This window comes from Stenotrophomonas sp. 85239_Sma (assembly GCF_056481725.1).
This window is the reverse complement of record NZ_CM151163.1, coordinates 1,914,793-1,938,146: the sequence shown is the minus strand read 5'-3', so window position 1 is coordinate 1,938,146 and position 23,354 is coordinate 1,914,793. Positions and strand designations below refer to the sequence as shown.

22 protein-coding genes are annotated in these 23,354 nt (G+C 67.3%); 9 read left to right on the top strand and 13 right to left on the bottom strand.

Features of this window, described 5'->3' with window-relative positions; translation table 11 throughout:
- The first annotated feature begins 7 nt into the window (after positions 1–7).
- Positions 8–1,069, top strand: coding sequence for a UDP-N-acetylmuramate dehydrogenase (gene murB / locus ACYKG1_RS09185; RefSeq protein WP_478472464.1), 1,062 nt, complete (start codon positions 8–10; stop codon positions 1,067–1,069).
- 32 nt (positions 1,070–1,101) lie between these two features.
- Positions 1,102–1,989 carry a DMT family transporter gene (locus tag ACYKG1_RS09180; protein WP_100472088.1) on the top strand — a complete coding sequence of 296 codons (888 nt, stop codon included), beginning with the start codon at positions 1,102–1,104 and terminating at the stop codon, positions 1,987–1,989.
- A 33-nt stretch (positions 1,990–2,022) separates the two neighbouring features.
- Here ACYKG1_RS09180 and ACYKG1_RS09175 read toward each other — a convergent pair whose 3' ends face one another.
- From ACYKG1_RS09175 to ACYKG1_RS09165, 3 genes are all read right to left on the bottom strand, one after another.
- A complete protein-coding gene (locus ACYKG1_RS09175) occupies positions 2,023–3,027 on the bottom strand; it encodes a phosphotransferase (RefSeq protein WP_478472463.1) in 1,005 nt (334 codons plus the stop codon).
- Between the two features lie 99 nt (positions 3,028–3,126).
- Positions 3,127–4,161, bottom strand: coding sequence for a DUF418 domain-containing protein (locus ACYKG1_RS09170; protein WP_478472461.1), 1,035 nt, complete (start codon positions 4,159–4,161; stop codon positions 3,127–3,129).
- Positions 4,158–4,748 (bottom strand): TetR/AcrR family transcriptional regulator, encoded by a 591-nt coding sequence (locus ACYKG1_RS09165; protein ID WP_478472460.1) that lies wholly within the window; start codon positions 4,746–4,748, stop codon positions 4,158–4,160. The genes ACYKG1_RS09170 and ACYKG1_RS09165 overlap by 4 nt, the downstream gene beginning before the upstream one ends.
- 143 nt (positions 4,749–4,891) lie before the next feature.
- Between ACYKG1_RS09165 and ACYKG1_RS09160 the strand changes: the two genes are divergently transcribed.
- Positions 4,892–5,317, top strand: a complete 426-nt coding sequence (locus ACYKG1_RS09160) for a DoxX family protein (protein WP_262083830.1) — start codon at positions 4,892–4,894, stop codon at positions 5,315–5,317.
- Here the strand turns inward: ACYKG1_RS09160 and ACYKG1_RS09155 are convergent.
- Both ACYKG1_RS09155 and ACYKG1_RS09150 read right to left on the bottom strand, forming a co-directional pair.
- Entirely contained in the window at positions 5,290–6,063 is a 774-nt protein-coding gene (locus ACYKG1_RS09155) for an APH(3')-II family aminoglycoside O-phosphotransferase (RefSeq protein WP_478472727.1), read from the bottom strand. The two genes, ACYKG1_RS09160 and ACYKG1_RS09155, sit on opposite strands and share 28 nt — an antisense overlap.
- Before the next feature lie 71 nt (positions 6,064–6,134).
- Positions 6,135–6,638: a DUF2938 domain-containing protein gene (locus ACYKG1_RS09150; RefSeq protein ID WP_478472726.1), complete on the bottom strand. Its 504-nt coding sequence runs from the start codon at positions 6,636–6,638 to the stop codon at positions 6,135–6,137.
- Between the two features lie 55 nt (positions 6,639–6,693).
- Between ACYKG1_RS09150 and ACYKG1_RS09145 the strand changes: the two genes are divergently transcribed.
- The 4 genes from ACYKG1_RS09145 to ACYKG1_RS09130 all read left to right on the top strand — a co-directional run bounded on the left by ACYKG1_RS09145 (position 6,694) and on the right by ACYKG1_RS09130 (position 10,890).
- Positions 6,694–7,359 carry an ArsR/SmtB family transcription factor gene (locus tag ACYKG1_RS09145; RefSeq protein ID WP_100472083.1) on the top strand — a complete coding sequence of 222 codons (666 nt, stop codon included), beginning with the start codon at positions 6,694–6,696 and terminating at the stop codon, positions 7,357–7,359.
- Between the two features lie 14 nt (positions 7,360–7,373).
- The gene (locus ACYKG1_RS09140) at positions 7,374–8,102 is read left to right on the top strand and encodes a GNAT family N-acetyltransferase (RefSeq protein ID WP_478472459.1); all 729 of its coding nucleotides are present in this window, start codon (positions 7,374–7,376) and stop codon (positions 8,100–8,102) included.
- A gap of 28 nt (positions 8,103–8,130) precedes the next feature.
- Positions 8,131–8,847, top strand: a complete 717-nt coding sequence (locus tag ACYKG1_RS09135) for an SDR family NAD(P)-dependent oxidoreductase (RefSeq protein WP_262083834.1) — start codon at positions 8,131–8,133, stop codon at positions 8,845–8,847.
- Positions 8,848–8,943: 96 nt separating this feature from the next.
- Positions 8,944–10,890, top strand: coding sequence for an EAL domain-containing protein (locus ACYKG1_RS09130; protein ID WP_478472458.1), 1,947 nt, complete (start codon positions 8,944–8,946; stop codon positions 10,888–10,890).
- Here ACYKG1_RS09130 and ACYKG1_RS09125 read toward each other — a convergent pair.
- Positions 10,887–11,498, bottom strand: coding sequence for a TetR/AcrR family transcriptional regulator (locus ACYKG1_RS09125; protein WP_478472457.1), 612 nt, complete (start codon positions 11,496–11,498; stop codon positions 10,887–10,889). The two genes, ACYKG1_RS09130 and ACYKG1_RS09125, sit on opposite strands and share 4 nt — an antisense overlap.
- A gap of 145 nt (positions 11,499–11,643) precedes the next feature.
- Between ACYKG1_RS09125 and ACYKG1_RS09120 the strand changes: the two genes are divergently transcribed.
- Both ACYKG1_RS09120 and ACYKG1_RS09115 read left to right on the top strand, forming a co-directional pair.
- Positions 11,644–12,678: an MBL fold metallo-hydrolase gene (locus ACYKG1_RS09120; RefSeq protein ID WP_478472455.1), complete on the top strand. Its 1,035-nt coding sequence runs from the start codon at positions 11,644–11,646 to the stop codon at positions 12,676–12,678.
- Between the two features lie 167 nt (positions 12,679–12,845).
- Positions 12,846–15,965: a galactose-binding domain-containing protein gene (locus tag ACYKG1_RS09115; protein ID WP_478472454.1), complete on the top strand. Its 3,120-nt coding sequence runs from the start codon at positions 12,846–12,848 to the stop codon at positions 15,963–15,965.
- A gap of 52 nt (positions 15,966–16,017) precedes the next feature.
- On the opposite strand, the gene ACYKG1_RS09110 is transcribed toward ACYKG1_RS09115, so the two are convergent.
- The 7 genes from ACYKG1_RS09110 to ACYKG1_RS09080 are packed head-to-tail and all read right to left on the bottom strand — an operon-like array spanning position 16,018 to position 23,252.
- Entirely contained in the window at positions 16,018–16,992 is a 975-nt protein-coding gene (locus tag ACYKG1_RS09110; protein WP_478472452.1) for an ABC transporter substrate-binding protein, read from the bottom strand.
- 16 nt (positions 16,993–17,008) lie between these two features.
- Positions 17,009–18,754 (bottom strand): amino acid ABC transporter permease/ATP-binding protein, encoded by a 1,746-nt coding sequence (locus ACYKG1_RS09105; protein WP_478472450.1) that lies wholly within the window; start codon positions 18,752–18,754, stop codon positions 17,009–17,011.
- Entirely contained in the window at positions 18,751–19,302 is a 552-nt protein-coding gene (locus ACYKG1_RS09100) for a GNAT family N-acetyltransferase (RefSeq protein ID WP_478472449.1), read from the bottom strand. The genes ACYKG1_RS09105 and ACYKG1_RS09100 overlap by 4 nt, the downstream gene beginning before the upstream one ends.
- A complete protein-coding gene (locus tag ACYKG1_RS09095) occupies positions 19,299–20,519 on the bottom strand; it encodes a M20 aminoacylase family protein (protein ID WP_478472447.1) in 1,221 nt (406 codons plus the stop codon). Before ACYKG1_RS09095 ends, ACYKG1_RS09100 begins: the two co-directional genes overlap by 4 nt.
- A 4-nt stretch (positions 20,520–20,523) precedes the next feature.
- On the bottom strand, positions 20,524–21,864 hold the full coding sequence (locus tag ACYKG1_RS09090) for an LLM class flavin-dependent oxidoreductase (RefSeq protein WP_478472446.1): 1,341 nt from the start codon (positions 21,862–21,864) through the stop codon (positions 20,524–20,526).
- Between the two features lie 18 nt (positions 21,865–21,882).
- Positions 21,883–22,860: an MsnO8 family LLM class oxidoreductase gene (locus ACYKG1_RS09085; protein WP_478472445.1), complete on the bottom strand. Its 978-nt coding sequence runs from the start codon at positions 22,858–22,860 to the stop codon at positions 21,883–21,885.
- A 14-nt stretch (positions 22,861–22,874) separates the two neighbouring features.
- A complete protein-coding gene (locus ACYKG1_RS09080; RefSeq protein WP_219626372.1) occupies positions 22,875–23,252 on the bottom strand; it encodes a DUF3088 family protein in 378 nt (125 codons plus the stop codon).
- Positions 23,253–23,354: the final 102 nt, after the last annotated feature.

Sequence of the window (23,354 nt, the reverse complement as noted above, 5' to 3'; positions counted from 1 at the left end):
CGCGCCCATGGATACCAACGATGGCGACGTCCCGGTGCGCTGGACGCTCACCCGCAATGCCCCACTGCAGGCACTGAATACCTTCCATGTGCAGGCGAGCGCCGCGCAGCTGCTGGAGCTGCACGATGCCGCGCTGCTGCCGGAAGTACTGGCGCTGCCCGAGGTGGCCAACGGCCCATTGCTGGTGCTGGGTGCCGGCAGCAATGTACTGATCGCCGAGGACCTGCCGGGCACCGTGCTGGTGTTCGGCAACCGTGACATCAGCTTCCTCGAACATCGTGCCGACCATGCGGTGATCCGCGCCGGTGCGGGCGTGCCGTGGCACGGGCTGGTGATGTGGTCGCTGCAGGAGGGCCTGTCGGGTCTCGAGAACCTGGCCCTCATTCCCGGTACGGCCGGTGCCGCACCGATCCAGAACATCGGCGCCTATGGCGCGCAGGTCGGCGAGTTCATCCAGGCGGTCGAAGCCTGGGACTGCCAGGAGCAGGCCTGGGTACGGCTGGACAACGAACAATGTGGCTTCGCCTACCGCGACAGCGTGTTCAAGCAGCAGCCTGACCGCTACCTGATCACCGCCATCGAACTGAAGCTGCCGCTGCTGCATGACCTGCGCATGGACTACGCCGGCATCCGCGAGGAACTGCAGGCACAGGGCGTGGAGCTGCCGGGTGCGGTCGACGTGGCCAATGCGGTGATCGCGATCCGCCGCCGCAAGCTGCCCGATCCGGATGTGCTCGGCAACGCCGGCAGCTTCTTCAAGAACCCGGTGCTGCCGCTGGAACAGGTCGACGTGCTGCTGCAGCACTTCCCCGACCTGCCCGTGTTCCCGGCCGAGCACGACGACAAGCGCAAGGTCTCTGCGGCGTGGATGATCGAGTCCTGCGGCTGGAAGGGCTTCCGCGAAGGCGATGCCGGCGTGGCCCCCAGCCATGCACTGGTACTGGTCAACCACGGCAACGCCACGGGTGCTGAACTGCTGGCGCTGGCACGCCGCATCTCGGCCTCGGTGCTGGAGAAGTTCGGCGTGCCGATCGAACCGGAGCCCCGCCTGCTCGGCGCACAGTGGTGAACAGCCCCGTCCTTTTCCCCGGCGCCACCCCGATGCGGGCGGCGCTGCTGATGCTCGGCAGCACCATGGCATTTGGCCTGATGGCGGTGGCCATCCGCTATGCCACCCGTTACGTGCCAACCCAGGAAGTGGCCTTCTTCCGCAACGCCTTCGGCCTGCTGGCGCTGCTGCCGATGCTGTTGCGCCCGGGCCATGCACCACTGAAGACGCAGCAACTGCCGCGCTATTTCGTGCGCAGTGCGATCGGCCTGGGTTCGATGCTGTGTGCGTTCTGGGCGCTCGGCCACCTGCCGTTGGCGCAGGCGGTCTCGCTCTCCTACTCCACGCCGCTGTTCGTCACCATTGCCGCCGTGCTGTGGCTGGGCGAAACCGTGCGTGTGCGCCGCTGGGCGGCGGTCGTGGTCGGCTTCATCGGCGTGCTGGTGATCGTGCGTCCCGGCACCGCCGGTTTCACCGCTGGCAGCCTGGTCGCGGTGGCCGCCGCCGTGCTGAGTTCGCTGGTCGCGATCCAGATCAAGCAGCTCACCCGCGTCGACAGTGCTGACACCGTGGTGCTCTACACCTACGTGTTCTGGGTACCGCTGTCGCTGGTACCGGCGCTGTTCGTCTGGGTCTGGCCGACCGGCACTGCTTGGCTGTGGCTGCTCGCCACTGGCGTGCTCGGCACCGTCGGCCAGCTGCTGTGGACCCGCGCGCTACGGCTGGGCGAAGTCTCCGCCCTGACTCCGATCAGCTTCCTGCAGCTGCCGCTGGTGACGCTGTTCGGCTGGTTGCTGTTCAACGAAAGCGTGGACCGCTGGACGATCATCGGTGCCGGCATCATCCTCGCCGCCAACGCCTATATCGCCCACCGCGAAGCCGTGCTGTCGCGCCGCGCCGCAAGCGCAGCGGCGTCGGCAGCGGCCAAGCCCGCCGAGTAGATCCCCGCCACGCGTGGATGATTCCTGTGCGCCTTACAGCGCGCGATATGCCCGCTCTGCCGCGTCGAACACATTGCCCGGTGCGAACTGCTCGCCCAGGTAGTGCAGCGTCTGCCGGCGCAGCTGCGGCGAACGATCCTCTCCATCGCTGCCCAGCAGGACCTGCTGGAACTCGATCAGGTCCTGCAGGATGCGCCAGTGCCGGTACCAGGCGATCCAGCGCGGGTCGCCGTGGTCGCTGCAATAGCCTTCCTCGAATCCCCCCGGGTTCTCGCGGCCCCAGCGCCCGCCCACAGCGGCACCGATGAACATCAGGTCGCGCTCGCGCGGCGCCAGCGACAGGCCATCCCAGTCGATCAGGTGCAGGCCGCCGTCGTTGCCCATCAGCAGATTGCCGGCATGCAGGTCGGTATGGCACAGGTGCAGCGCCACCGGGACATCCTGCAACGCCGCGTGCAACTGCAGTGCCTGCGCATGCAGCGCCGCGATGCGCGCATGCTGCTGGTCCCATACGGAAACAAAGGCACGGCCCAGCCCATCCTTGGCGGCGGCCAGGCCCTCACCAGCCAACCATTGCCCGACGGTATCAAGCGCCGCGGTCTCCATCCGCAGGCTCGGCAACGCCTCCTTCAGCTGCGGTGGCGGGTATGCCTCGTGCAGGCGCCGCAGCACCTCGCCCAACCGTTGCCACTGCGTGCGACTCAACGCCGCCTCGAACCCGGACTGGCCTTCCACATACGGGAACAGGGTGAACTGCAGGCCCCAGCGCTGCACCGACGCTCCACCGGTCAGGGCCGGCCAGGGCGCGACGATTTCCTCGATGCCCAGCGTGCCGCGCAGCCAATGCAGGGTATCCCAGACGGCAGGGGCAACCTGGTACCTGCGGCATTTCAACCACCATTGCCCGCGCCGTGCGTCGACGCGGTACACGCTGGCGTTGGCATCGGCGCCAACCGGGCGTGGCACCACGGCAGTGGCGGTGATGCCATAGGACTGCTGAAGGACTTCGCCGAGATGCTGCGCCGAAGCGAATGACATGGATGCAAGCGGAAAGTATTACCTGCCGCTACTATCTCAGATGCGCTTGCCATGACACAGACATGTCCGTCACAACATCACCTCGGCACGACCAAAGAACTAGCCTGCAATACGGCGCATTACCGCCTCCAGCGGACCGCGCGCGAACTGCCATGACCACAGCCACGCCGCGCCCGTTGCCAGCATCAGGAACAGCAGGGCCCACAGCAGCACCGACGCCAGCGAGGCACGGCCATCAAGCAGGCCCAGGCTTTCCAGCGTGCCCATGCCCAGCAGGATGTGGCCGACGTACAGGGTCAGGGTCATGCGTCCGGCCGCGGTGAACGGCTCGAGCCAGTCACCCGGGCGTACACGCGTCAGCCACAGGCAGGCGGCGATGACACTGCAAGCTGCACCCGCACCGGTGAGTACGTAGGCCGGCCCCGGCGGCATCGGCTGCGTTCCCAGCCATACCTGCCAGGGCGTCCCCTGTGCGAGCTGCTGCACGCCATGTCCAGCCGCGATCAGCAACAGCCCCAGCACCAGCAATGCGTGCTGCACCCGAGGCTGCGACAACTGAAGGCGCGCCAGCAGCATGCCCAGCAGGAAGAAGCACAGCCACGGCATCAACGGGTGGAAGCCATTGAACAGCATGTTGCGGGCCGCGCCCGGCCATTGCCACAGACCGGCGTATTCCAGCGTCTGCCAGTTCCATCCCTGGCTGTAGTCCCAATGCAGCAACGCCCAGAACGAACAGGCCGCCAGGCCCATGATGCTGGCCAGCAACACCTGCGGCGAGGCACGCAGCCACACCACGGCCAGCGCGAAATACACCGCGTAGTAGTGCAGGATATCGGCCGGGAACAGGGTCAGGTTGAGCAGGCCCAGCACCATCAGGAACAGCGCGCGCCTCCAGGTCTGCACGCTGGCCGGCCACCACCCTTGCCGCTGCGTGGCCAGCACCAGGCCCAAGCCGGCCAGCGTAACGAACGTCGCGGAGGCCTTGCCTTCCAGCAGATGGAAGAACCCTGCCAGCCAACCCTCACCCTCTGCCGGCACGGCCATCGCCAGACGGAAATTCACCAGCACCATGCCGGCCAGTGCCAGGTAGCGGGCCAGATCCAGGCCGTGCAACCGCCGGTCCACGGCGCTCATGCGCGTGCGCCGAGCAGCAGCGCGAGCAAGCCAAGATCCAGCGATGCCTCATTGGTGGCACCGGCTTCGCCCAGCCCCCGACGCAGTGCGTCGCTTTCGATGGCATCCAGCAGCACCTGCGCCTGCAGTGCCGGCGACAGCACGGGACGCCGACGTTCGCGCTGTGCCACGTGCAGCAGGGCTTCGGCCAGCGTCGCCTGCAATTGCCTGCGATTGGCCGCGAAGGCCTCGGCCACGGCCGGGTTGCGTGCACTCTCGGCCAGCACCTCCACCGCAAGCGTTGCCCAGTCCGGCTGCCTGCACAGCGCATGGAAATCCTGCAGGAAAACCAGTACCTGTGCGCGATCGCCATCGGACGCGGCCAGTCGCTGCAGCAACGGGGCCAGTTCTTCGCTCTCGGCCACCGCCACCGCAAGGATGATCGCCTCCTTGCCTTGGAAGTGGTTGTAGAGATTGCCCAGGCTGACGCCGGCTGCCTGCGCGATGTCACGCATGCTGGTCTGGTGGAATCCCTTCGCGAGGAAGCACTGCAGGGCGGCCTGCAGAATCTGCGCGATGCGTTGCTCGTTGCGGTCGGCTCGGCTCATGGCGCAAATGGTGAACGAACGTTCGTCCACTTAGAAGCTGGCGATCCGGCCAACGCCGGGCTCCGTTCAGCCAGCCTTGACCTCAACTGCGGTTGAGGCCCGATGCTGCGCGGCCTGTCCCACGCTCAACCCGGAGTTCCTGCATGCCACAGATGATCACCACCCTGCTCGACAGCCGCGTACTGTGGTTCCTCGCCCGACTGCTGCTGGCCGTGGTGTTCCTGTCCTCGGGCCTGGCCAAGCTGCTGGCGTGGGACACAAGCGTGGCCGAAATGCACGCGGCCGGATTGCAACCGCCCGTGCTGTTCAACATCGCCAGCGCCGCGGTGCTGCTGGGCGGCGCACTGTGCCTGCTGCTCGATCGCCTGCTCTGGCTGGGCAGCGGCGCGCTGGCAGTGTTCATGCTGCTGACCATCGTCATCGTGCATACCTTCTGGAACAAGCACGGCGCCGAACAGCAGCTGGCCCTGTTCTTCGCGTTGGAACACCTGAGCGTGGTCGGTGGCCTGATCTGCGCGGCCATCGCCAGCCATGCGCGGGCTCAGAAGAACTCGTCGAGCAACCGGTAGAACGCCAGCCGGCGCTCGTCGGCCACCGCGCCGTAGCGTTGGAACAGCGGCGCGACCCAACGCGTGTCGCCGAAGTTGTGGACCAGACTGCGCGCGGCCAACGCCAGGTCCTGGTAGCGGTCGGCCACACCCAGCCGGCCACAGTCGATGAAACCACTGAAGCGTCCCTCGGCCACCATCAGATTCGGCAGGCACGCATCGCCATGGCTGACCACCAGGTCTTCATGGTCGGGCCGGGTGCTGCACAGTTCGGCGAAGACCAGCTCCGGACTCTGCCCCAGGCGCTCATCATCGAAATCATCGGCATCCACCAGGTCCGCTTCAACGCGGGCCTGCGCGGCCTGCACGCGCGACGCCAGTCGCTGGTCGAACGGACAGGCTGCCACCGGCAACGCATGCAGCCCGCGTAGCGCGTCGGCCAGCAGGTCCACCAGCTGCTGCGGCGCGAGTTCCGGCGACGAGGCCAGATCGCGACCGGGCAGCGCGCTCATCAACAACCAGCGCCGGCCCGCCTCTTCGGCAGTGGCAATCACCGTCGGTGCCGGTTGTCCCTGTGCCTGCAGCCAACGCAGGCGCGCGATCTCATCGCCCAGCTCACTGAAGGCGTCGATCACTTCCGACTTCAGGAAGGCATCGGCCTGGCCCGGCCGACGCACGCGGGCAACATCCGCACGCGACGCACCGATCGATTGCCGCTCGATGCGCGCATCGGCCAACGCGTCCTGCCACGCCCACGGCAGCGGCATGTCATCAGTGGTGGATTTGGGTGATTCCATGCCGAGGTGTTCCTGTTGCCGGTGACCCTGCGGATTCTTGCTCATCCTGCACGGACAGCGGCCAACAGCAGCGCGGAAAGGTACATTCCTGCACCGAACACACTGTGCGCCACCAGGCTGCGCAGGCGCGCCTTGCCCGGCGCCGGGGTCTTCGAAGCGGCAATGCCCGCGCCCATGCCCGGCTGCAGGATGAGGAACGGTGCGGCGATGCTGAGGATGCCGAAGGCCAGCGCCGGCCACAGTGTCGGCGCCTGCACCCAGCCGTTCCCCACCGCGGCCAGCAGCAACGCGGCGAAGACCACACCGATCACGTAATGCGCGGTCCAACCCAGCGCGCGCTCGCCACTGACCGCTGCCGAGCGGCCGATACCGTCGTGGCGGAAGCGCCCGCGCGGCAGGTGGCCCAGCCAACGCCCGACCATCGCGAAATCCAGCGAGGGAATGCCGAGCAGCCTTCGCTGCACCAGCGCCCACAGGTCCATCACTGCGGTTGCTCCCACGCCGACTACCACCGCATCCATCACCAATGTCGCCACGCCAACCATATCACCTACCTTCAATTATTTGCTTGAATGATAGAGCGATGCTAGCGTGGCCCGCATGAACGCTGCAACAGAGCCACCACCCTCACCGCTGGAGGCCTTGGCCGAGATCGCCCGCACGCTCGGCCACGCCCATCGCCTGGCCCTGCTGGAGCACATCGCCCAGGGCGAGCGCGCCGTGGAACGCCTGGCCGAACTGACCGGGCTGTCGGTGGCCAATACCTCCCAGCATCTGCAGCAGCTGCGCCGTGCCGGCCTCGTTCAGACCCGACGCGATGGCAAGCGCATCCTCTACCGCAGTGGTGAGGGTCCGTTGGGCAACCTGCTGGCCGCGCTGCGCGACTATGCCGACCACCAACGCAGCGAAATGCATGGCGTGATCCACGACAGCCTGCAGCGCCGCGATGCTCTGGAAGGCCTGACCGTCGAGCAGTTGCTGGAACAACGCGGCAGCGTGGTGCTGCTGGATGTGCGGCCGCGCGAGGAATTCGATCTGGGTCACCTGCCCGGCGCGCTGAACATTCCCGTTACGGAACTGCGTGCACGGATGGACGAACTGCCGCGTGCCGTCCACATTGTCGCGTACTGCCGCGGTCCCTACTGCGTGCTGTCCAACGACGCGGTGACGATGCTGCGCGAGGCCGGACTGACCGCGCAGCGGCTCGCCGCCGGTTATCCCGAATGGAAGGCCGCCGGCCTGCAGGTGGACCTGCCCCGGCGCTGAGCGAGACACCGGTCATGGATGATGTGTTTGCCCCATTAATCGATGCGACCTGGCGCAGCGTGTTCTCCGGGCAGCGCATGATGCAGGATGATCCACTGCTGCAGTTGGCGTGCAGCGATGATTTCGATGAGGGCGAGGACGGCATGCTGCTGCAGCCGGTCGCGGGCCCCGCGCGCGCACTGCTGCGCCCGGCCCTGGCCGCTCGCCTGCAACTGCACGCGCAGCCGCACTGGACGCTCCCGCAGCTGCAACTGCGCCTGCAGCAGCTCGGCCAGCGCACGCATGGCGCAGATCGCGTCTTCTACTTCCCCGCCGCAGAACTTGCGGCCCTGGCCGAGTGCCCTGCACCGCCATGTATCCGGCGTCTTGGCCCGGCCGACGCAGCCGCGTTCGACGGGTTCCAGGCCAGCGCGAGCGAGGAGGATCTGGATGCCGCCTGGGTCGAGCTGGACCACTGGCAGGTGTTCGGCGCCTTCGATGGCGAGCGGCTGGTTGCCGCGGGAAGCATGTACCCGTGGAGCCTGGATCCAGCCCTGGCCGACATGGGCGTGCTGACCCTTCCCGAAGCCCGCGGTCGCGGGCACGCGCGCCAGCTGGTACGCGCCATGGCCATGTCCGCACAGACGGCCGGGCTGCAGCCGCAGTACCGTTGCCAGCTCGACAACACCGCCTCGATCATTACCGCCGAACGCAGCGGCCTGCGTGCGTTCGCCGATTGGGACACCGTTCTGGCGGCCGACTGAGGCCGCCGTAGTACAACAAGGAAGCAACATGAAATTGATGGTCATCGGCGCCAGCAGGGGCCTCGGTCGGGCGTTCGTGGAAGGCCTGTGCAGTGCAGGCGACACCGTCATCGGCGTTTCACGCAACCGACCGCGCGATATTGAATGCCCCGAGGGCGTCACCCTGCAGTGGATCAAAGCCGATCTGTCCCAGCCCACCCTGGCGGCCAATCAGATCGCGGCGCAGGCACCTGCTGATCTGGATGTGCTGATCCACAACCTGGGCATCTGGGAACAGACCGCCTTCAGCGACGAGTACGCCTTCCTCGACGAAACCGATGCCTCGCTCACCCAACTGGTCGACGTCAACATCACCGCCACCCTGGTGCTACTGCAGCGCCTGTTGCCGCGGGTGCTGGGCGCACCACGCCCGCAGCTGGTGCTGACCGGCTCGACCTCGGCACTGCCACGCAGCGGCCGCCCGGAAGTGGCGTTCGGCGCATCCAAGTTCGCGCTCAACGGCATCGCCGATGCACTGCGTGAGGGCTTCCGCGATCGCCGCCTGGCGGTGACCAGCCTGCAGCTGGGCTACCTCAACACCGACGATGCACTGTCGGTGCCGGTGGAAGAGGCCGCAGCACGCGGCGACGGCGAGCTGGTGCCGGTGCACGACGTCGTTGCGATGGTGCGCGCGTTGCTGCAGCTGTCACCGTCCGGCTTCGTGCGCGAACTGGTGCTGCCGGCCATCGCCGACCCGCGCTACTGACCCGGGCGGGCGACGCCGGGCAGCATCAGTGGCCGCGCGCGCGGCCGTGGTTTACCCTGCTCGTCACTGGCCGTCGGTCACAGGCGGGAACCTGCTATGGATGCGCTTTCACGGGTCTCGGCCCAGGTCCTGGACAGCGCCCTGCCCAGCCTGCCGCTGTACCTGCTGCAGGCCACGGCCGTGATCGGCATGATCGGCGTGCTGCTGATCGCCACCCGTCGCGCCGGCCATGCCATTGAAGGCCGTCGCCTGTATGTGGGCGTGGCACTGGGCCTGATCTACCTGTTCAATTCCTGGTTCGTGGCCCGCTATAGCCAGGGCGTGGTCAAGCTGCACCTCGGCTTCGACATCCTGCTGGTCAGTGGCCTGCTCGGCGGTTGGCGTGGCGGCCTGACCTGCCTGGCCGCCAGCCTGCTGGCCCGCTACCAGTTCGCCGGCGCCCAGTTCTTCCTGCCTGCCGGCCTGGAATCCCTGCTGCAGATGCTGGCCGGCATCTGGCTGCGCAGGCGCCTGCACCCGCGCATGCTCAACGAACTCTCGCTGCGCATGATCCTGCAGGCCTGGGGTGTGCGCATCGGCGTGACTGCGCTGGGCCTGGCACTGGGCGTGGCGATCATCGGCGCCGATCAGCTGCCGGTGGCTGAACTGGCGATCCAGCGCCTGCTGGCGCTGCCGGTCTCGCTGCTGATGCTGGGCGCGGTGTTCGCATTGGTCTACAACGACGCGCAGATCGACGTCCAGCGCCAGCGCGAGCAGGCCTGGCTGCGTATCGACCCGATCAGCGGCCTGCCCAACATGCGTGCGCTCGGCGAGCGCCTGCAGCACTACTGGCGCGACAACGACGGCATCGGCAAAGCCTGCCTGATCGTGGCCGAAATGGGCAACCTGCGCGATCTGCGCCTGCGCTATGGGCCGCTGCAGGACAACGGCCTGTGGCAGCGCGACAGCACCGACGAGGTGCATCGGCTGCTGCCCTCGCTGCCGGCCGGGCAACTGGAGATCTACCAGTTCGGTGATGCCGCGCTGGCAATTCTGGTACGTGACCTGTCGCTGTCCGAACTGCGCACGCAGCCGCAGATCACCGAGCTGGCCAGCAACCTGGCCGATCGGGTCGGCCGCGATTGGCCCGGCTTCCGGCCGCTGTTCCGCTGTGCCGTGGTCGAACTGAAGCCACCGGCCGCCGCAGACGATGGCCACCTGCCTTTCCGGGCAATCACCGTGGCGCTGAGTGCGATCGAATCCGGCGTCGTGTTCTTCGATGACCCGATCCAGCGCGACAGTGAAATCGATGCGCTGATCGAGGTCGCGCTCGAGCGCTGGCTGCAGCAGGGGGACGCGCCGCTGTGTTATCAGCCCAAGCATCGCCTGCAGGACCGCCAGCTGGTCGGCGCCGAAGCACTGCTGCGCATGCGCGACAGCGAGGGCCGGCTGATCGCGCCGATGCGGGTGATCTCGCTGCTGCGCCGGCAGGGCCGGCTTGCGGACCTGGAGTGGGCCACGCTGCAGTCGGCGGTGCACTTCCTGCAGCACTTCCAGCAGGACGGCGCGGCGCTGACCATTGCGGTCAATGTGTCAGCCGAATCCCTGCGCCTGCCCGACTTCGGTCTGCGCCTGCAGGAGCTGCTGCAGTTACGCGGCATCCCCGGTGCGATGCTGCGGCTGGAGATCGTCGAGTGGACCGAGATCGTCGAGCGCGACGTGGTCGATGCCAACATCGCACAGCTGCTGGCGGCCGGGGTCACCCTGTCGCTGGATGATTTCGGCGCGGGCTATTCGACCCTGATCCTGCTTTCGCAGCTGGCCATCGCCGAGGTCAAGATCGAACAGGCGTTGATCGCCACACTGTCCGATGCCAAGTCGCAGTCGATCGTGCGCTTCATCGTCGAAGTCGCGCACCGCTGCGGTGCGATCGTGGTGGCCGAAGGTACTGAAACCCTGGCGCAGGAACAGCAACTGCGCGCACTGGGGGTCGATGTCGGCCAGGGCTACCTGTACTCGGCAGCGCTTCCGGCCGACGAGTTCCGTCGCTTCGCCGCCAACTAGGCCGCGTAGAAACCCAGGAACATGGCCACCGCCGATTCGGCCACCCGCGCGCGTTCCTGCGCGTTCAACGGTGGCTGCCCCATCGTCACCTGCGGCCAGAACGCGAAGCTCTTCACCAACCCGTGCAGCTGGTGGCCGGCGAACTCCGGATCGACTTCGCGCAGTCGGCCATCGGAGATTGCCGCGCGGATCCACGCACTCTCGCCGCTTTCCTTCTCGCCCATGCGGCAGACGATGGCCTGCGCACGTTCCGGTGAGTGGATGATCTCGGCCATCGCGACCCGCGCCAAGTCGATGAAGTTGGCGTCACTGAGCAGCTCCAGCTTCTGCCCCAGCAGCTGCATCAACTGCGTCTGCAACGGCAGATCGGCGCGGTACGGCAGCGCATCACTGGCCACGCTGCGCTCCCACAGCTCCTCCAGGATCATCGAGAACAGCGCCTCCTTGCTCGGGAAGTGGTTGTAGACGGTGCGCTTGGAGACCCCGGCCACCTCGGCAATGCGGTCCATGCTGGTCGCCTCGTAGCCCGATGCACGGAACTCCTCCACCGCCGCGCGCACGATGGCGTCACGTTTACGGTCGGTCAGGCGTTGCGGGGCACGGGGCATGGCAGGAACCGGATAACTGAACGGATCTACACATCTTACACCTGCCAGTGTACTTTTGAAGAACACGAAACTACACTGTGCAGTGTACCCAGCGGACGTCACCCATGAAGCGCCTGCTCCTTGTCCTTTGCTTGGAATCCTCGCCGTGACCGCCTACACCTTCTGCAAGTCCTGGTCCCTCCCTGACTTCCCCGATTCGCCGCAGTACCGCGACGGCAAGTTCCGCAATGCCCTGCCCCGGCCGGCGATGGGCCTGCGCGACGGCGCGGAGATCTGGTGGACGTTCCTGTTCAACAAGCCCAAGGGCACCGTGCCCGCTCACCCGATTCCGGTGAAGCCGCTGGACCGCGCCACCCTCGATGCTGCACCGGATCGCAGCCTGTTCCGGTTGGGGCACTCCACGATCCTGCTGAAGCTGCGTGGCCAGTACTGGCTGACCGACCCGGTGTTCTCCGAACGCGCCTCGCCGGTGCAGTGGATGGGACCGGCGCGCTTCCATGCGCCGCCGATCAGCATCGACCAACTGCCACCGATCGCCGGCGTGATCCTCTCGCACAACCACTACGACCATCTCGACCATGCCGCAGTGATGCAGCTGGCCGGCAAGACCGCGCGCTTCATTGCGCCGCTCGGCGTGGGCGACCAGTTGATCGCCTGGGGTGTGGACGCCAGCAAGGTCGAACAGCTGGACTGGTGGCAGTCGACCGAAGCCAACGGCCTGCGCCTGACCGCTACCCCGGGCCAGCACTTCTCCGGTCGCGGGCTGGGCGACAGCGACCGCAGCCTGTGGGCATCATGGGTGATCCAGGACGGCGATTTCCGCATCTTCTTCAGCGGCGACACTGGCTACTTCGACGGCTTCAAGGCCATCGGTGAGAAGTACGGCCCCTTCGACCTGACCATGATCGAAACCGGCGCCTACGACCCGCGCTGGGCCTTCGTGCACATGCAGCCCGAGCAGACCCTGCAGGCGCACCTGGACCTGCGCGGCAAGTGGCTGCTGCCGATCCACAACGGCACCTTCGACCTGGCCCTGCACGCATGGCAGCAGCCCTTCGAACGCATCACCGCCTTGGCCGCCGCGAAGAACGTGCCGGTGGCCACGCCGATGATGGGCGAAGCGCTGGACATGCAGGCGCCGCAGGCGGGCACGCGCTGGTGGGAGACGGTGGAGTTGTAATGCTGTGACGGGGTGTCATGCGTCCCAATGCCCGGTAGAGCCAAGCCCTGCTCGGCTGCGCCTACGCAGAAACGGCCAGCGCCGCTGCAGCGCGTCATGTAACCGATTACATACCTTGCTAGCGTAGCGCTCGCCCGATTCCGGTCGAACCTGCGAGGCTGTCCGTAATGACGTTACGCGCCGAACGCTCCAAGGTCTCCCGCTCAGCTCTCCCATGGCAATCTGCCGCCCCCCTGCTGCTCGCCGCCCTGGCGTCGTCCGCGCAGGCACAGACCCTTCCGCCGCGCAGCCAATGGCAGGCCAGCGCTTCCTCGCAGCAGGTACCGGCGATGGCGATCAGCCACCTGATCGACGGCGACCCCAAGACCGTCACCGGCGGTGCCTTCAGTCCGGGCCACTGGTTCCAGATCGATCTGGGTGCACCGACGATGCTGGCGGGCGCACGGATCACCTGGGATGTCTCCAATCCAGAAGGGTATTCACTACAGACCTCGCTGGACGGCACGCAGTGGCAGACCGCGTACACCATGACCGATTCGCTGGGCGACGTGGAAACGTTGTACTTCGCGCCACGCCAGGCGCGCTTCCTGCGGTTGGCCAGCCCGCAGCGCACGTCCGACTGGGGCGTGTCGATCTTCGAGATGGAACCTCTGGACAGCACGCTCAGCGCACGCATCAGCGGTGTCGATGCAACGCAGGCGGCGACGCTCTGGCAGGGTGGCGGCACCGTCGCGGTTCCAGCTGGAAAAGGTGGATCCCATACACTCGAGATCATGCTGCCTCGCGCCCAGTCCACGGCCGGTCTCGCGGTCGACTGGGCCGATGGCGGGCGCGGCGTCGCCCGCTTGCAGGTGCAGGACGCACAGGGCCGCTGGCAGGATCTCGCACACGATGCACAGGCGGCCAGCCATCGGCAGAGCTGGCTGGCTGCTGACACGGCACAGCCTGTACGTGCGTTCCGCCTGAGCGTGGACGGCGCTGCACCGCAGATCACGCGCCTGCGCCTGCTTGGCCCGAAAGCCGTGATGACGCCGATGAAGCGGTACCAGATCGCTGCCAGCGGCGCGCAGCGTGCGTTGTTCCCGGCATCGCTGCAGATGCAGCAGACCTACTGGACTGCGGTCGGCGTGCACGCGGGCCGGCAGAAGTCGATCTTCGACGAGTACGGCAACATTGAGGCCTTCAAGGGCGCACCGCTGGTGCAGCCAATCTGGCGCAATGCCGATGGCAGCGCAGCCGGGGCCGCGGGGCAGAAGGTGCAGCACGCGCTGCGCGACGGCTGGAAGCCGATGCCGTCCGCCACGTGGGCACCGCAGCCGGGACTGGAACTACGCAGCGAGGCCTTCGCCATCGAACGCAACGGACAGCCGGTCACCTTGGTGCGTCATCGCCTGCGCAACACCGGCGCCACCGCGATCGACGGCACGCTGACCCTGGCGGTACGACCGATGCAGATGAACCCGCCGTGGCAAAACGGCGGGCTGTCGCCGATCCGCGAGGTCGCCGTCGAAGCCAACACGGTGCGCGTCAACGGCCGCACGCTGCTGCGCTCGCTCACGCCGGTGGATGCTGCCGGCGCCGCGCCGTTCGGCACCGAAGGTGCAACGGAAATCACCGCCGGCATCGCAGCCGGGCGTCTGCCTGCCACCCAGCAGGCACGCGATGAGCAAGGACTGGCCGCGGCCGCATTGAGCTACCGGATCCGCCTCGCGCCCGGTGCCAGCGATGCGGTGGTGGTGGCGTTCCCACTCGGCACCGCCGCTGCCGATGCCAACGGCGCGCTGCCGGAGCCCCCCGCGCTCGACCTTTCCTCGCTGCCTCGCGACGGCAACGATGCCTTCGACACCTTGGCCAACCAGGCCTCCGCAGACTGGCAGGGACGTCTGGGCGGGGTCGGGCTGCGCCTGCCTGATCCATCACTGGTGGACATGCTGCGCGCGCAGGCCGCCTACATGCTGATCAACCAGACCGGCCCAGCCATGCAGCCGGGCCCGCGCAACTACAACCGCTCGTTCATCCGCGATGGCATGGCCACCTCGGCAGTGCTGCTGCGCATGGGCGAGGCCAAGGTCGCGCGCGACTACCTGGCCTGGTACAGCGAGCACGGCGTGCATGCCAACGGCCTGGTCTCGCCGATCCTCAACGACGATGGCAGCGTCAATACGGGTTTCGGTTCGGACATCGAGTACGACAGCCAGGGTCAGTACGTGGCGCTGGTGGCCGATGTCGCCCGCCTCGATGGCGGACCCGAATCGGTGCGTGACTACCTGCCGAAAGTGAAAGCGGCGCTGCGTTTCCTGCAGGAGCTACGCGAGCGCACCCTGGTACCCGGATACAAAGCCGATCAGCCGGCGCCGGAGCGCTTCGCCGGCATCCTTGCCCCCTCGATCAGCCATGAGGGCTATCCGTCGCCCACCCACAGCTACTGGGATGACTACTGGGGCCTGAAGGGCTGGCACGACGGCGCGTGGCTGGCCGAGGCGCTGGGCGACCACGAAACCGCACGCTGGGCGCGCGAGCAGTACAAAGCGCTGTACGACGCACTGCATGCCTCGATCCGCGCAACGATGGCGTGGAAGGGTATTGACTTCATTCCTTCCTCGGCCGACCTGGGCGACGGCGATCCGACCGGCGTATCGATCGCGCTGGACCCGACCGGCGCGCAGAGCGTATTGCCTGCCGACGCACTGCGGACTACCTTCGCCCGCTACCTGGACGATGTGCGCAAGCGCAACCAGCCCGGCGCGCTGTACGCCTACACGCCCTACGAAATCCGCAATGTGCTGAGCTATGTGCACTTGGGCCAGCCACAGGTGGCCGATGAGCTGCTGCAGGGGCTGCTGCATGATCGGCGCCCGCTTGAGTGGCAGGTCCTGGCCGAGGTCGTGCACTCCCGCCTGCGCTTCCCGCGCTACCTCGGCGACATGCCGCATACCTGGATCGGCGCCGAGTACGGCCGCACGCTGTTCGGCATGCTGATGCGCGAGGACGATGATGCGTTGTCATTGCTGCCGGGCACACCGCCGTCGTGGGTTGCTGGCGAAGGGTTGGCGGTGGAGCGGCTGCCGACCGCCTATGGCACGCTGCAGATGCAGGCGCGGCAGCGCGACGGGGTGCTGACGGTGGCGCTTGGCGAGGGGCTGCGCGGCGGAACGGCGGTGAAGGTCTGGTGGCCGCAGCGCAGGGTGCCGAAGACGGTGCGGGTGGATGGGCGTTCGATCACGACGTTCGATGCCGAGGGTGTGCGGTTGGCGAAGCCTTTCCGCGCGCTGGAGGCGCGTTGGTAACGCAGCCGGGCGTCGCCCGGCCCGACAGAATAGCGCCGGGCCGTACCCGGGGTCAGAGCGTCGGCAATCCCGGCGGGTTGGTCTGCGACTGTGGCACGGCTTCTTCGGCCACGTTCCAGCGTGCCAGTGCCTGCGCGTAGGTGCCGCTGCCAATCTGGGCATTCAATGCCTGTGTCACCGCATCGGCCAGGCCACTGCCTTTGCGCGTGGTCACCGAGATCGCTGCAGCATTCGGCCAGCCACCGGGGAACAGGCCGACGCGCCGCACTTTGCCATCGCGTGCCGAGTACGCGCCGGTGGCGTTGGGCTCGAACGAGACATCGGCACGGCCGGTGATCACCGCCAGCCGCCCCACCACGGCATCATCGAAGTACTGGTACTCCACCGGCTTCAAGCCAGCGGCGATGTTCTGCTGGTCCCACTGCCGCAGGATCTGGTCCTGGTTGGTGCTGGCACCGACCACCACCTTCAACCCGGCCACGTCGGCCGGCTTTTCGATCTTCTGGATCGGCCCATCAGTGCGCGTATAGATGCCGAGCAGATCGTAACGGTAGCTGGAGAAATCGAATTTCTTCTTGCGCTCCTCGGTGACGGTCACGTTCGACAGCACCGCATCGTACTTGCCTGATTCCAGCCCCAGCGGCCAGTCGGCCCACGCCACCGGCACGATCACCAGCTTCAGGCCCAGCCCATCGGCAATCAGCCGTGCGATGTCCGGCTCGATACCGACCACGTCCTTGCTGTCGGCGCCGTAGTCAGCCAGCGGCAGCTGCCCCGGATGGGTGGCCACGGTGAACGTACCGGGCGCGACAAAGCGATAGTCAGCCGGGATCAACGCCTGCGCCTTCGGATCGAGCGTGCCCTTCAGGATGGTGGTGTTCGCACTCGCCAGGCTGGTTGCGGCCACGGTGCCGGCATCCGGTGCCTGGCGCACGCGCGAATAGACGATGCCGGCGATGCCGATGACCAGCACGCCCACGATCAACAGGGTGCTGCGTGAGGGGCGACGCGGTGCTGCAGGGCTCATGGTCTTCCTTCCGGGGTTACAGGGTCGTGGCCAGGAAATCGGCGGTGCGTTGCTGGCGCGGACGTTCGAACAGCGCCTCGGGCGTGCCCTGCTCGATCACCCGCCCCTGGTCCATCATCACCACGTGGTCGGCCACGCGGCGGGCGAAGCTCAGCTCATGGGTGACGATCACCAGCGTGGTGCCGGAACGGGCGAGTTCCTCGATCACGCTCAGCACCTCGGCCACCAGTTCCGGGTCCAGCGCCGACGTGGGTTCGTCGAACAGCAGCACCTTCGGCTGCAGTGCCAGCGCGCGGGCGATCGCGATGCGCTGCTGCTGGCCACCGGACAGCTGGCGCGGGAAGGCATCGGCCTTTTCGGCCAGGCCGACCCGTTCCAGCAGCGTGCGCGCCTGCTGCTCGGCCTGCGCGCGCGTCACGCCACGCACCGCGATCGGTGCTTCGATGATGTTCTCCAGCGCGGTCAGGTGCGGGAACAGGTTGAAGCCCTGGAACACCATGCCCACTTCGGCACGACGGCGGCGGATCTCGCGCTCCGGCAGCTCGTACAGGGTGTCGCCATCGCGGCGGTAGCCGATCAACTGGTCGCCCACGGTCACGTAGCCGCTGTCAGCACGTTCCAGGTGGTTGATCAGGCGCAGCAGCGTGGACTTGCCGGCGCCCGAAGGGCCGATCAGCACCGTCACGCTGCCCGCGCGCAGGTCCAGGTTCACGTCTTCCAGCACCGGCTGGTCGCCGAACAGCTTGCCTACGCCATGCAGCGACACCGATGCGCCCTCGCCCGCTTCCACCTGCGCAGCGACGCGAGGGCGGTTGGCCACGCGCGATGCAGCCTCACCTGCGGCGCGCGTCGGCGACGAGACACGCGACACCGAGCGCTCACGCTGCAGCTGGCCGCGCGCAAAGCGCTGCTCCACGCGCCGCTGCAACAGCGACAGCACGGTCAGGATCACCAGGTACCAGACCGTGGCCACCATCAGCAGCGGCACCACTTCCAGGTTGCGCCGGTAGATCACCTGCACCGTGTAGAACAGCTCCGGCAGCGCCAATACGTAGACCACCGACGTGCTCTTGGCCAGACCGATCACATCGTTGAACGCGGCCGGCAGGATCGAGCGCATCGCCTGCGGCAGAATGATGCGGCGCACCTGGCGACCACGCGGCAGGCCAAGCGCGGCCGCAGCCTCGTACTGGCCGTGATCGACCGAGAGAATGCCACCGCGGATCACCTCGGCCGAGAACGCGGCCTGGTTCAACGTAAGGCCCAGCACTGCGGCAGTGAACACACCGATCAGCTGCGTGGTCGGGTACGAGAACAGGCTGATGCCGGTAAACGGTACGCCCAGCTCGATGGTGCTGTACAGGTAGCCCAGGTTGTTCAGCAGCAGCAACAACACCAGCAACGGAATCGAACGGAACAACCACACATAGCCCCACGACACCGCCGACAGCAGCGGCGAGCCGGACACGCGGGCCAACGCCAGCAAGGTACCCAGCGCGAAACCCAGGCCGGTACCGAGTGCGGTCAGCAACAACGTACGGCCCAGGCCTTCCAGCACCGGGCGCGCGAAGAACCACTCGGCGAACGTGCCCCAGCCCCAGCGTGGATTGCCCAGCACGGATTGCAGGCCGATCAGGATCAGCGCCAGCGCCAGCAACGTGCCGAACACCTGCAGCGGATGCCGGGCCGGCACGATCTTCAACGCTGGTGCTGGTGCCGGACGTGCGGCAATGCCATCCAGCGCGGTCGAAGGCGTGCTCATGCGTGGGCTCCATGCAGCACGGCCTGTGATGGCACTACGGCCGGCGCCGATACGCTCAGGTGCTTCTCGAACGGCAGATGCGCGATGGATTCCGGATCGGCCTGCAGGTCGAACAGCGCGGTGTAGCCGTGGCTGAGGTACAGGCCGACCGCTTCAGGCTGGCGGAAGCCGGTCGTCAGGAACACCCGCCGATACCCTTGCCGCGCCGCTTGGTCTTCCAGTTCCTGCAGCACGCGCCGCGCGATGCCCTGGCGGCGTAGTCCCGGCAGCGTCCAGATGCGCTTGAACTCGGCGGTGTCCGGATCCCGGTGTGGCATGAAGGCGCCGCCGGAGATCGCCACACTATCGCGCAGCAGCAGCACGAACGCCCCTACCGGGGCAGCAAAGGCCTGCGCCGGGTAGCGCTGCAGTTCCTCACGGGCGCTGCCGCCGATGCGTCGGCGCACGTCGGCGTAACGGCTGTCGTACTCCTGCTCCAGGCCATCGAACAGGGGCTGCGCCAGTGGATCGTCCACCGAGGTGTAGAGGAAGCGTTCGTTGCTGCTCATGCTGCGTCCTTCACCAGATAGTCTTCAGCCAGCCGCGCCCACAGGCTGGCGGCGGGTGCAATGGCGGCGTCGTTGAACACATAGCGCGGGCTGTGCAGCGGTGCGCTGTCGCCGTTGCCGACAAACACGAAGCTGCCCGGCCGTGCCTGCAGCAGGAACGCAAAATCCTCACTGGCGGTGCGCGGTGCGAATTCGGGCACCACCTGTTCCGCGCCAAAGCCACGTACGGCCACCTCGCGGATATAGGCAGTCTGCTCAGGGTGGTTGATCACGCTGGGGAAGCCGCGCGGGAACTCGATCTCGGCGCGTGCGCCGAACGCGGCAGCGGTCTGCTCGGCGATTTCGGTGACCCGCCGCCGCAGCGTATCGCGCACTTCCGGCAGGTAGGCGCGCACGGTCAGCTTCAGCTCCACCACGTCTGGAATCACGTTGGCGGCCTGCCCGCCGTGGATCGAACCGACGGTGACCACGCCCATCTGCCGTGGATCCACATTGCGCGAGACAACGCTCTGCAGCGCGGTGACGATGTGCGCTGCCACCAGGATCGGGTCGACGCTGCCCTGCGGCTCGGCACCGTGGCCGCCCTTGCCGATCACCTTCAGCCGCGCCCAGTCCACCGACGCCATCGCCGGGCCATCGACGAAGCCGAAGTGGCCGACAGGCACGCCCGGCCAGTTGTGCAGGCCATAGATCGCATCCACCGGGAAGCGTTCGAACAGGCCATCGGCGATCATCTTCGAAGCGCCCGAACCGGTTTCCTCGGCCGGCTGGAACACCAGCTGCAGGGTGCCGTCGATGCGACCGTGATGGGCGAGGTAGTGCGCCGCAGACAGCAGGATGGCGGTGTGCCCATCGTGGCCGCAGGCGTGCATCAACCCATCGGTCTGGCTGGCATAGGCCAGCCCGGAATCCTCGTGGATCGGCAGTGCATCGATGTCGGCGCGCAGGCCGAGGCGGCGACTACCCTGCCCGCGTTGCAGCGTGCCGACCACGCCGGTGCCACCGAGGCCGGTGATGACCTCGTAGCCCCACTGCTGCAACAGCTCGGCCACGCGTGCGCTGGTGCGGTGCTCCTCGAAGGCCAGCTCCGGGTGCCGGTGCAGGTCATGGCGGATCGCGATGGCCGCCTCGGCGCGCGCCGCGATTTCGGGCACTATGCCCGTCGCTTGGGAATTCCGCCGGGCATGGCCCGGCGCTACTGCGGATTCTCCGCTCATCGCCTTACCCCGCCTTCCGCGCCGGCTCGGCGTCGGTCGAATGACGGCTGGCCTTGTACGGCAGGCCCAGATGCTCGCGCAGGGTGTGTCCTTCCAGCTCGCGCTGGTGGTAACCGCGCGCCTGCAGGATCGGCAGCACCAGGGTCACGAAATCGTCCAGGCCTTCGCGCTGTGCGGCGAAACCAAGGATGAAGCCGTCGCTGGCACCGGCGTCGAACCAACGGATCAGCTCATCGGCCACGTGCTCCGGCGTACCGATGAAGTTCGGCCGTGGGCTCACCGCTTCCAGCGCCACCTGTCGCAGGCTCAGGCCCTTCTCACGTGCATCCTGCTTGATGCGGTCGGTGGTGGAACGGAACGCGTTGCTGCCGATGTCACCCAGCTCCGGGAACGGCGCATCCGGGTCGTACTGGCTGAAATCGTGGTGATCGAAGAAGCGGCCGAGATAGGCCAGCGCATCTTCCAACGTGGCCAGCGCAGCAATCGCCTGGTACTTGGCCTCGGCCTCCTCGGCAGTGCGGCCGACGATGGGGCCAATGCCCGGGAAGATCTTCACGTCATTGCCGCTACGCCCATGCGCGATCGCCGAGTTCTTGACCTTCTGGGTGAACGCGCGGGTTTCTTCCAGCGATGGCGAATGCGTAAACACCGCATCCGCATATTTGCCAGCCAGCGCGATGCCATCATCGGACGACCCGGCCTGGAAGATCACCGGCTGGCCCTGCGGCGAACGCTGGATGTTGAGCGGCCCCTCCACCTGGAAGAAGCGGCCCTTGTGGTCGAGCCGACGGAACTTATCCGGTGCGAAGAACGTGCCACTGTCGCGCTCACGCACGAAGGCATCGTCATCCCAGGAATCCCACAGCCCCTGCACCACCTCCAGATACTCGTCGGCGATCTGGTAGCGCAGTGCATGCTCGGGGTGTGGGCGGCCGTAGTTGCGGCCCGAGCCCTCCAGTGGCGAGGTCACCACGTTCCAACCGGCGCGGCCGCCGCTGAGCAGGTCCAGCGAGGCGAACTGGCGGGCCACGGTGAACGGGTCGCTGTACGAGGTCGACAGCGTGCCCGCCAGGCCGATCTTCTTCGTCGCGGTCGCCAGCGCCGACAGCAGCGAGATCGGCTCGAAGCGGTTGAGGAAGTGCGGGATCGACTTCTCGTTGACGTACAGGCCGTCGGCCACGAAGCCGAAGGCGATGCCGTTGTCCTCGGCGGTGCGAGCGATGTCGACGTAGAACTGCAGGTTGACGCTGGCATCGGCTGGGTTGGACGGATGCTTCCAGGCATGCATGTGGCTGCCAGGGCCCTGCAGCATGATGCCGAACGGAATGTGGCGCGGGGTGCTCATGGGAATCGCTCCTGCAGGTCAGGCCACCGCCGCGCGCGGTGCGGGCGACAGCAGTTCAAGGGATGTCAGGCGCGCGTCGAGGTCGGCCACTGGCGCGTCGAGGATGAACTCGCCCACGCCGAAGCGCCGGTGCAGCGCATCCAGTTCGTCACGGACGTGCTGCGCATCACCGGACAAAACGCTCGGGCGGGTTTCCTCGATGCGGAAGTCCGCCACGCCCACCTGGCGCGCGTACTCTGCAGCCGCCTCGGGGCTGGGCAGGTTTACGGCCTGGCCGGAACCAAGGTGCAGCTTGTAGACGCGCAGCGCACCGATATGACGCGCCGCGGCTTCGGCCGTCGGCGCGGCGAAGGCCACCGTGGCCAGCAGCGGTGGCTGGGTGGAGACGCTGCGGTAGGCATTGAATGCCGCCTCAATGTGCTTCGGGTCACCATCGAAGTGCGCTGCGTAGACGAAGCGCCAGCCCAGCTCGGCCGCCTGCTGCGCGCTCTGCGGGCTGGCGCCGAGCAGGAAGCGCTCCGGCGCCTGCTGCGGAACCGGCCGGGCAAGCGCCTCGGTATCGGCACCGGAAAGATAGCCCTCCAGATCGCGCAGTTGCTGGTCGAAGTCGGCGAACGCCGGCCTCCCGGCCGCCAGCGCAGCGGTCGATGCCGGCAGGCCGCCGGGCGCCTTGCCCACGCCCAGATCCACCCGTCCCGGCGCCAGCGCTGACAGCAGGTTGAAGTTCTCCGCCACTTTGTAGGGCGCATAGTGGCGCAGCATCACCCCACCGCTGCCGATGCGGATGCGGCGGGTCTGTGCCAGCACCCAGGCTGCCAGCACTTCCGGTGCAGGGCTGGCCAGCGTCGGTGCGGCATGGTGCTCGGCAAACCAATAGCGGTGGTAGCCCAGCTGCTCGGCGCGCTGCGCCAGCTGCAGGCTGTTGCGCAGCGCCTGCTCTGGCGAGGCGCCTTCGGCCACCGGGCTCTTGTCCAGCACGCTGATCTGATAACTCATGGTCGCGTCCTCGCTCAGGGGTGGGCCACGGGAATGCCGAGCAAGCCGTTCAGCGCGGCCAGGATCGGCTCGGCACCAGAGATGTACTGGCGGTCCTGATGGGCGCCACTGGCAAGTTCGCTGCGCACGCCCTGCGGCAGCACCAGCTTCGGCAGCGACTGGTCCTGCTCGCCAATCTCTGCGATCACCTCGCGGCGCGGCCGTGCGAAGCCGATGCGACGCACGTCCAGCTGCGCGTCCAGGCCGTCAATGCTCGACAGCGCGCCCTCCAGCAACAGGCTGTGCCGGCAGAAGAAACGCTGGCCGGGAATCTGGCCGTCCTCGAACTCACGGTCGAGCAGGAACAGGATGGGTTTGCTTGCTGCGTCGAAAGTCACTGGAGTCGTCCTCATCTGGGCCGGCAATGCGATGCCGCTTCAATATCGATGCTAGAGACGCCGGCAGCCGCAGCAGCGACGCCTGGCGACAATCGGCGGTCAGATCCGGCCACGCAG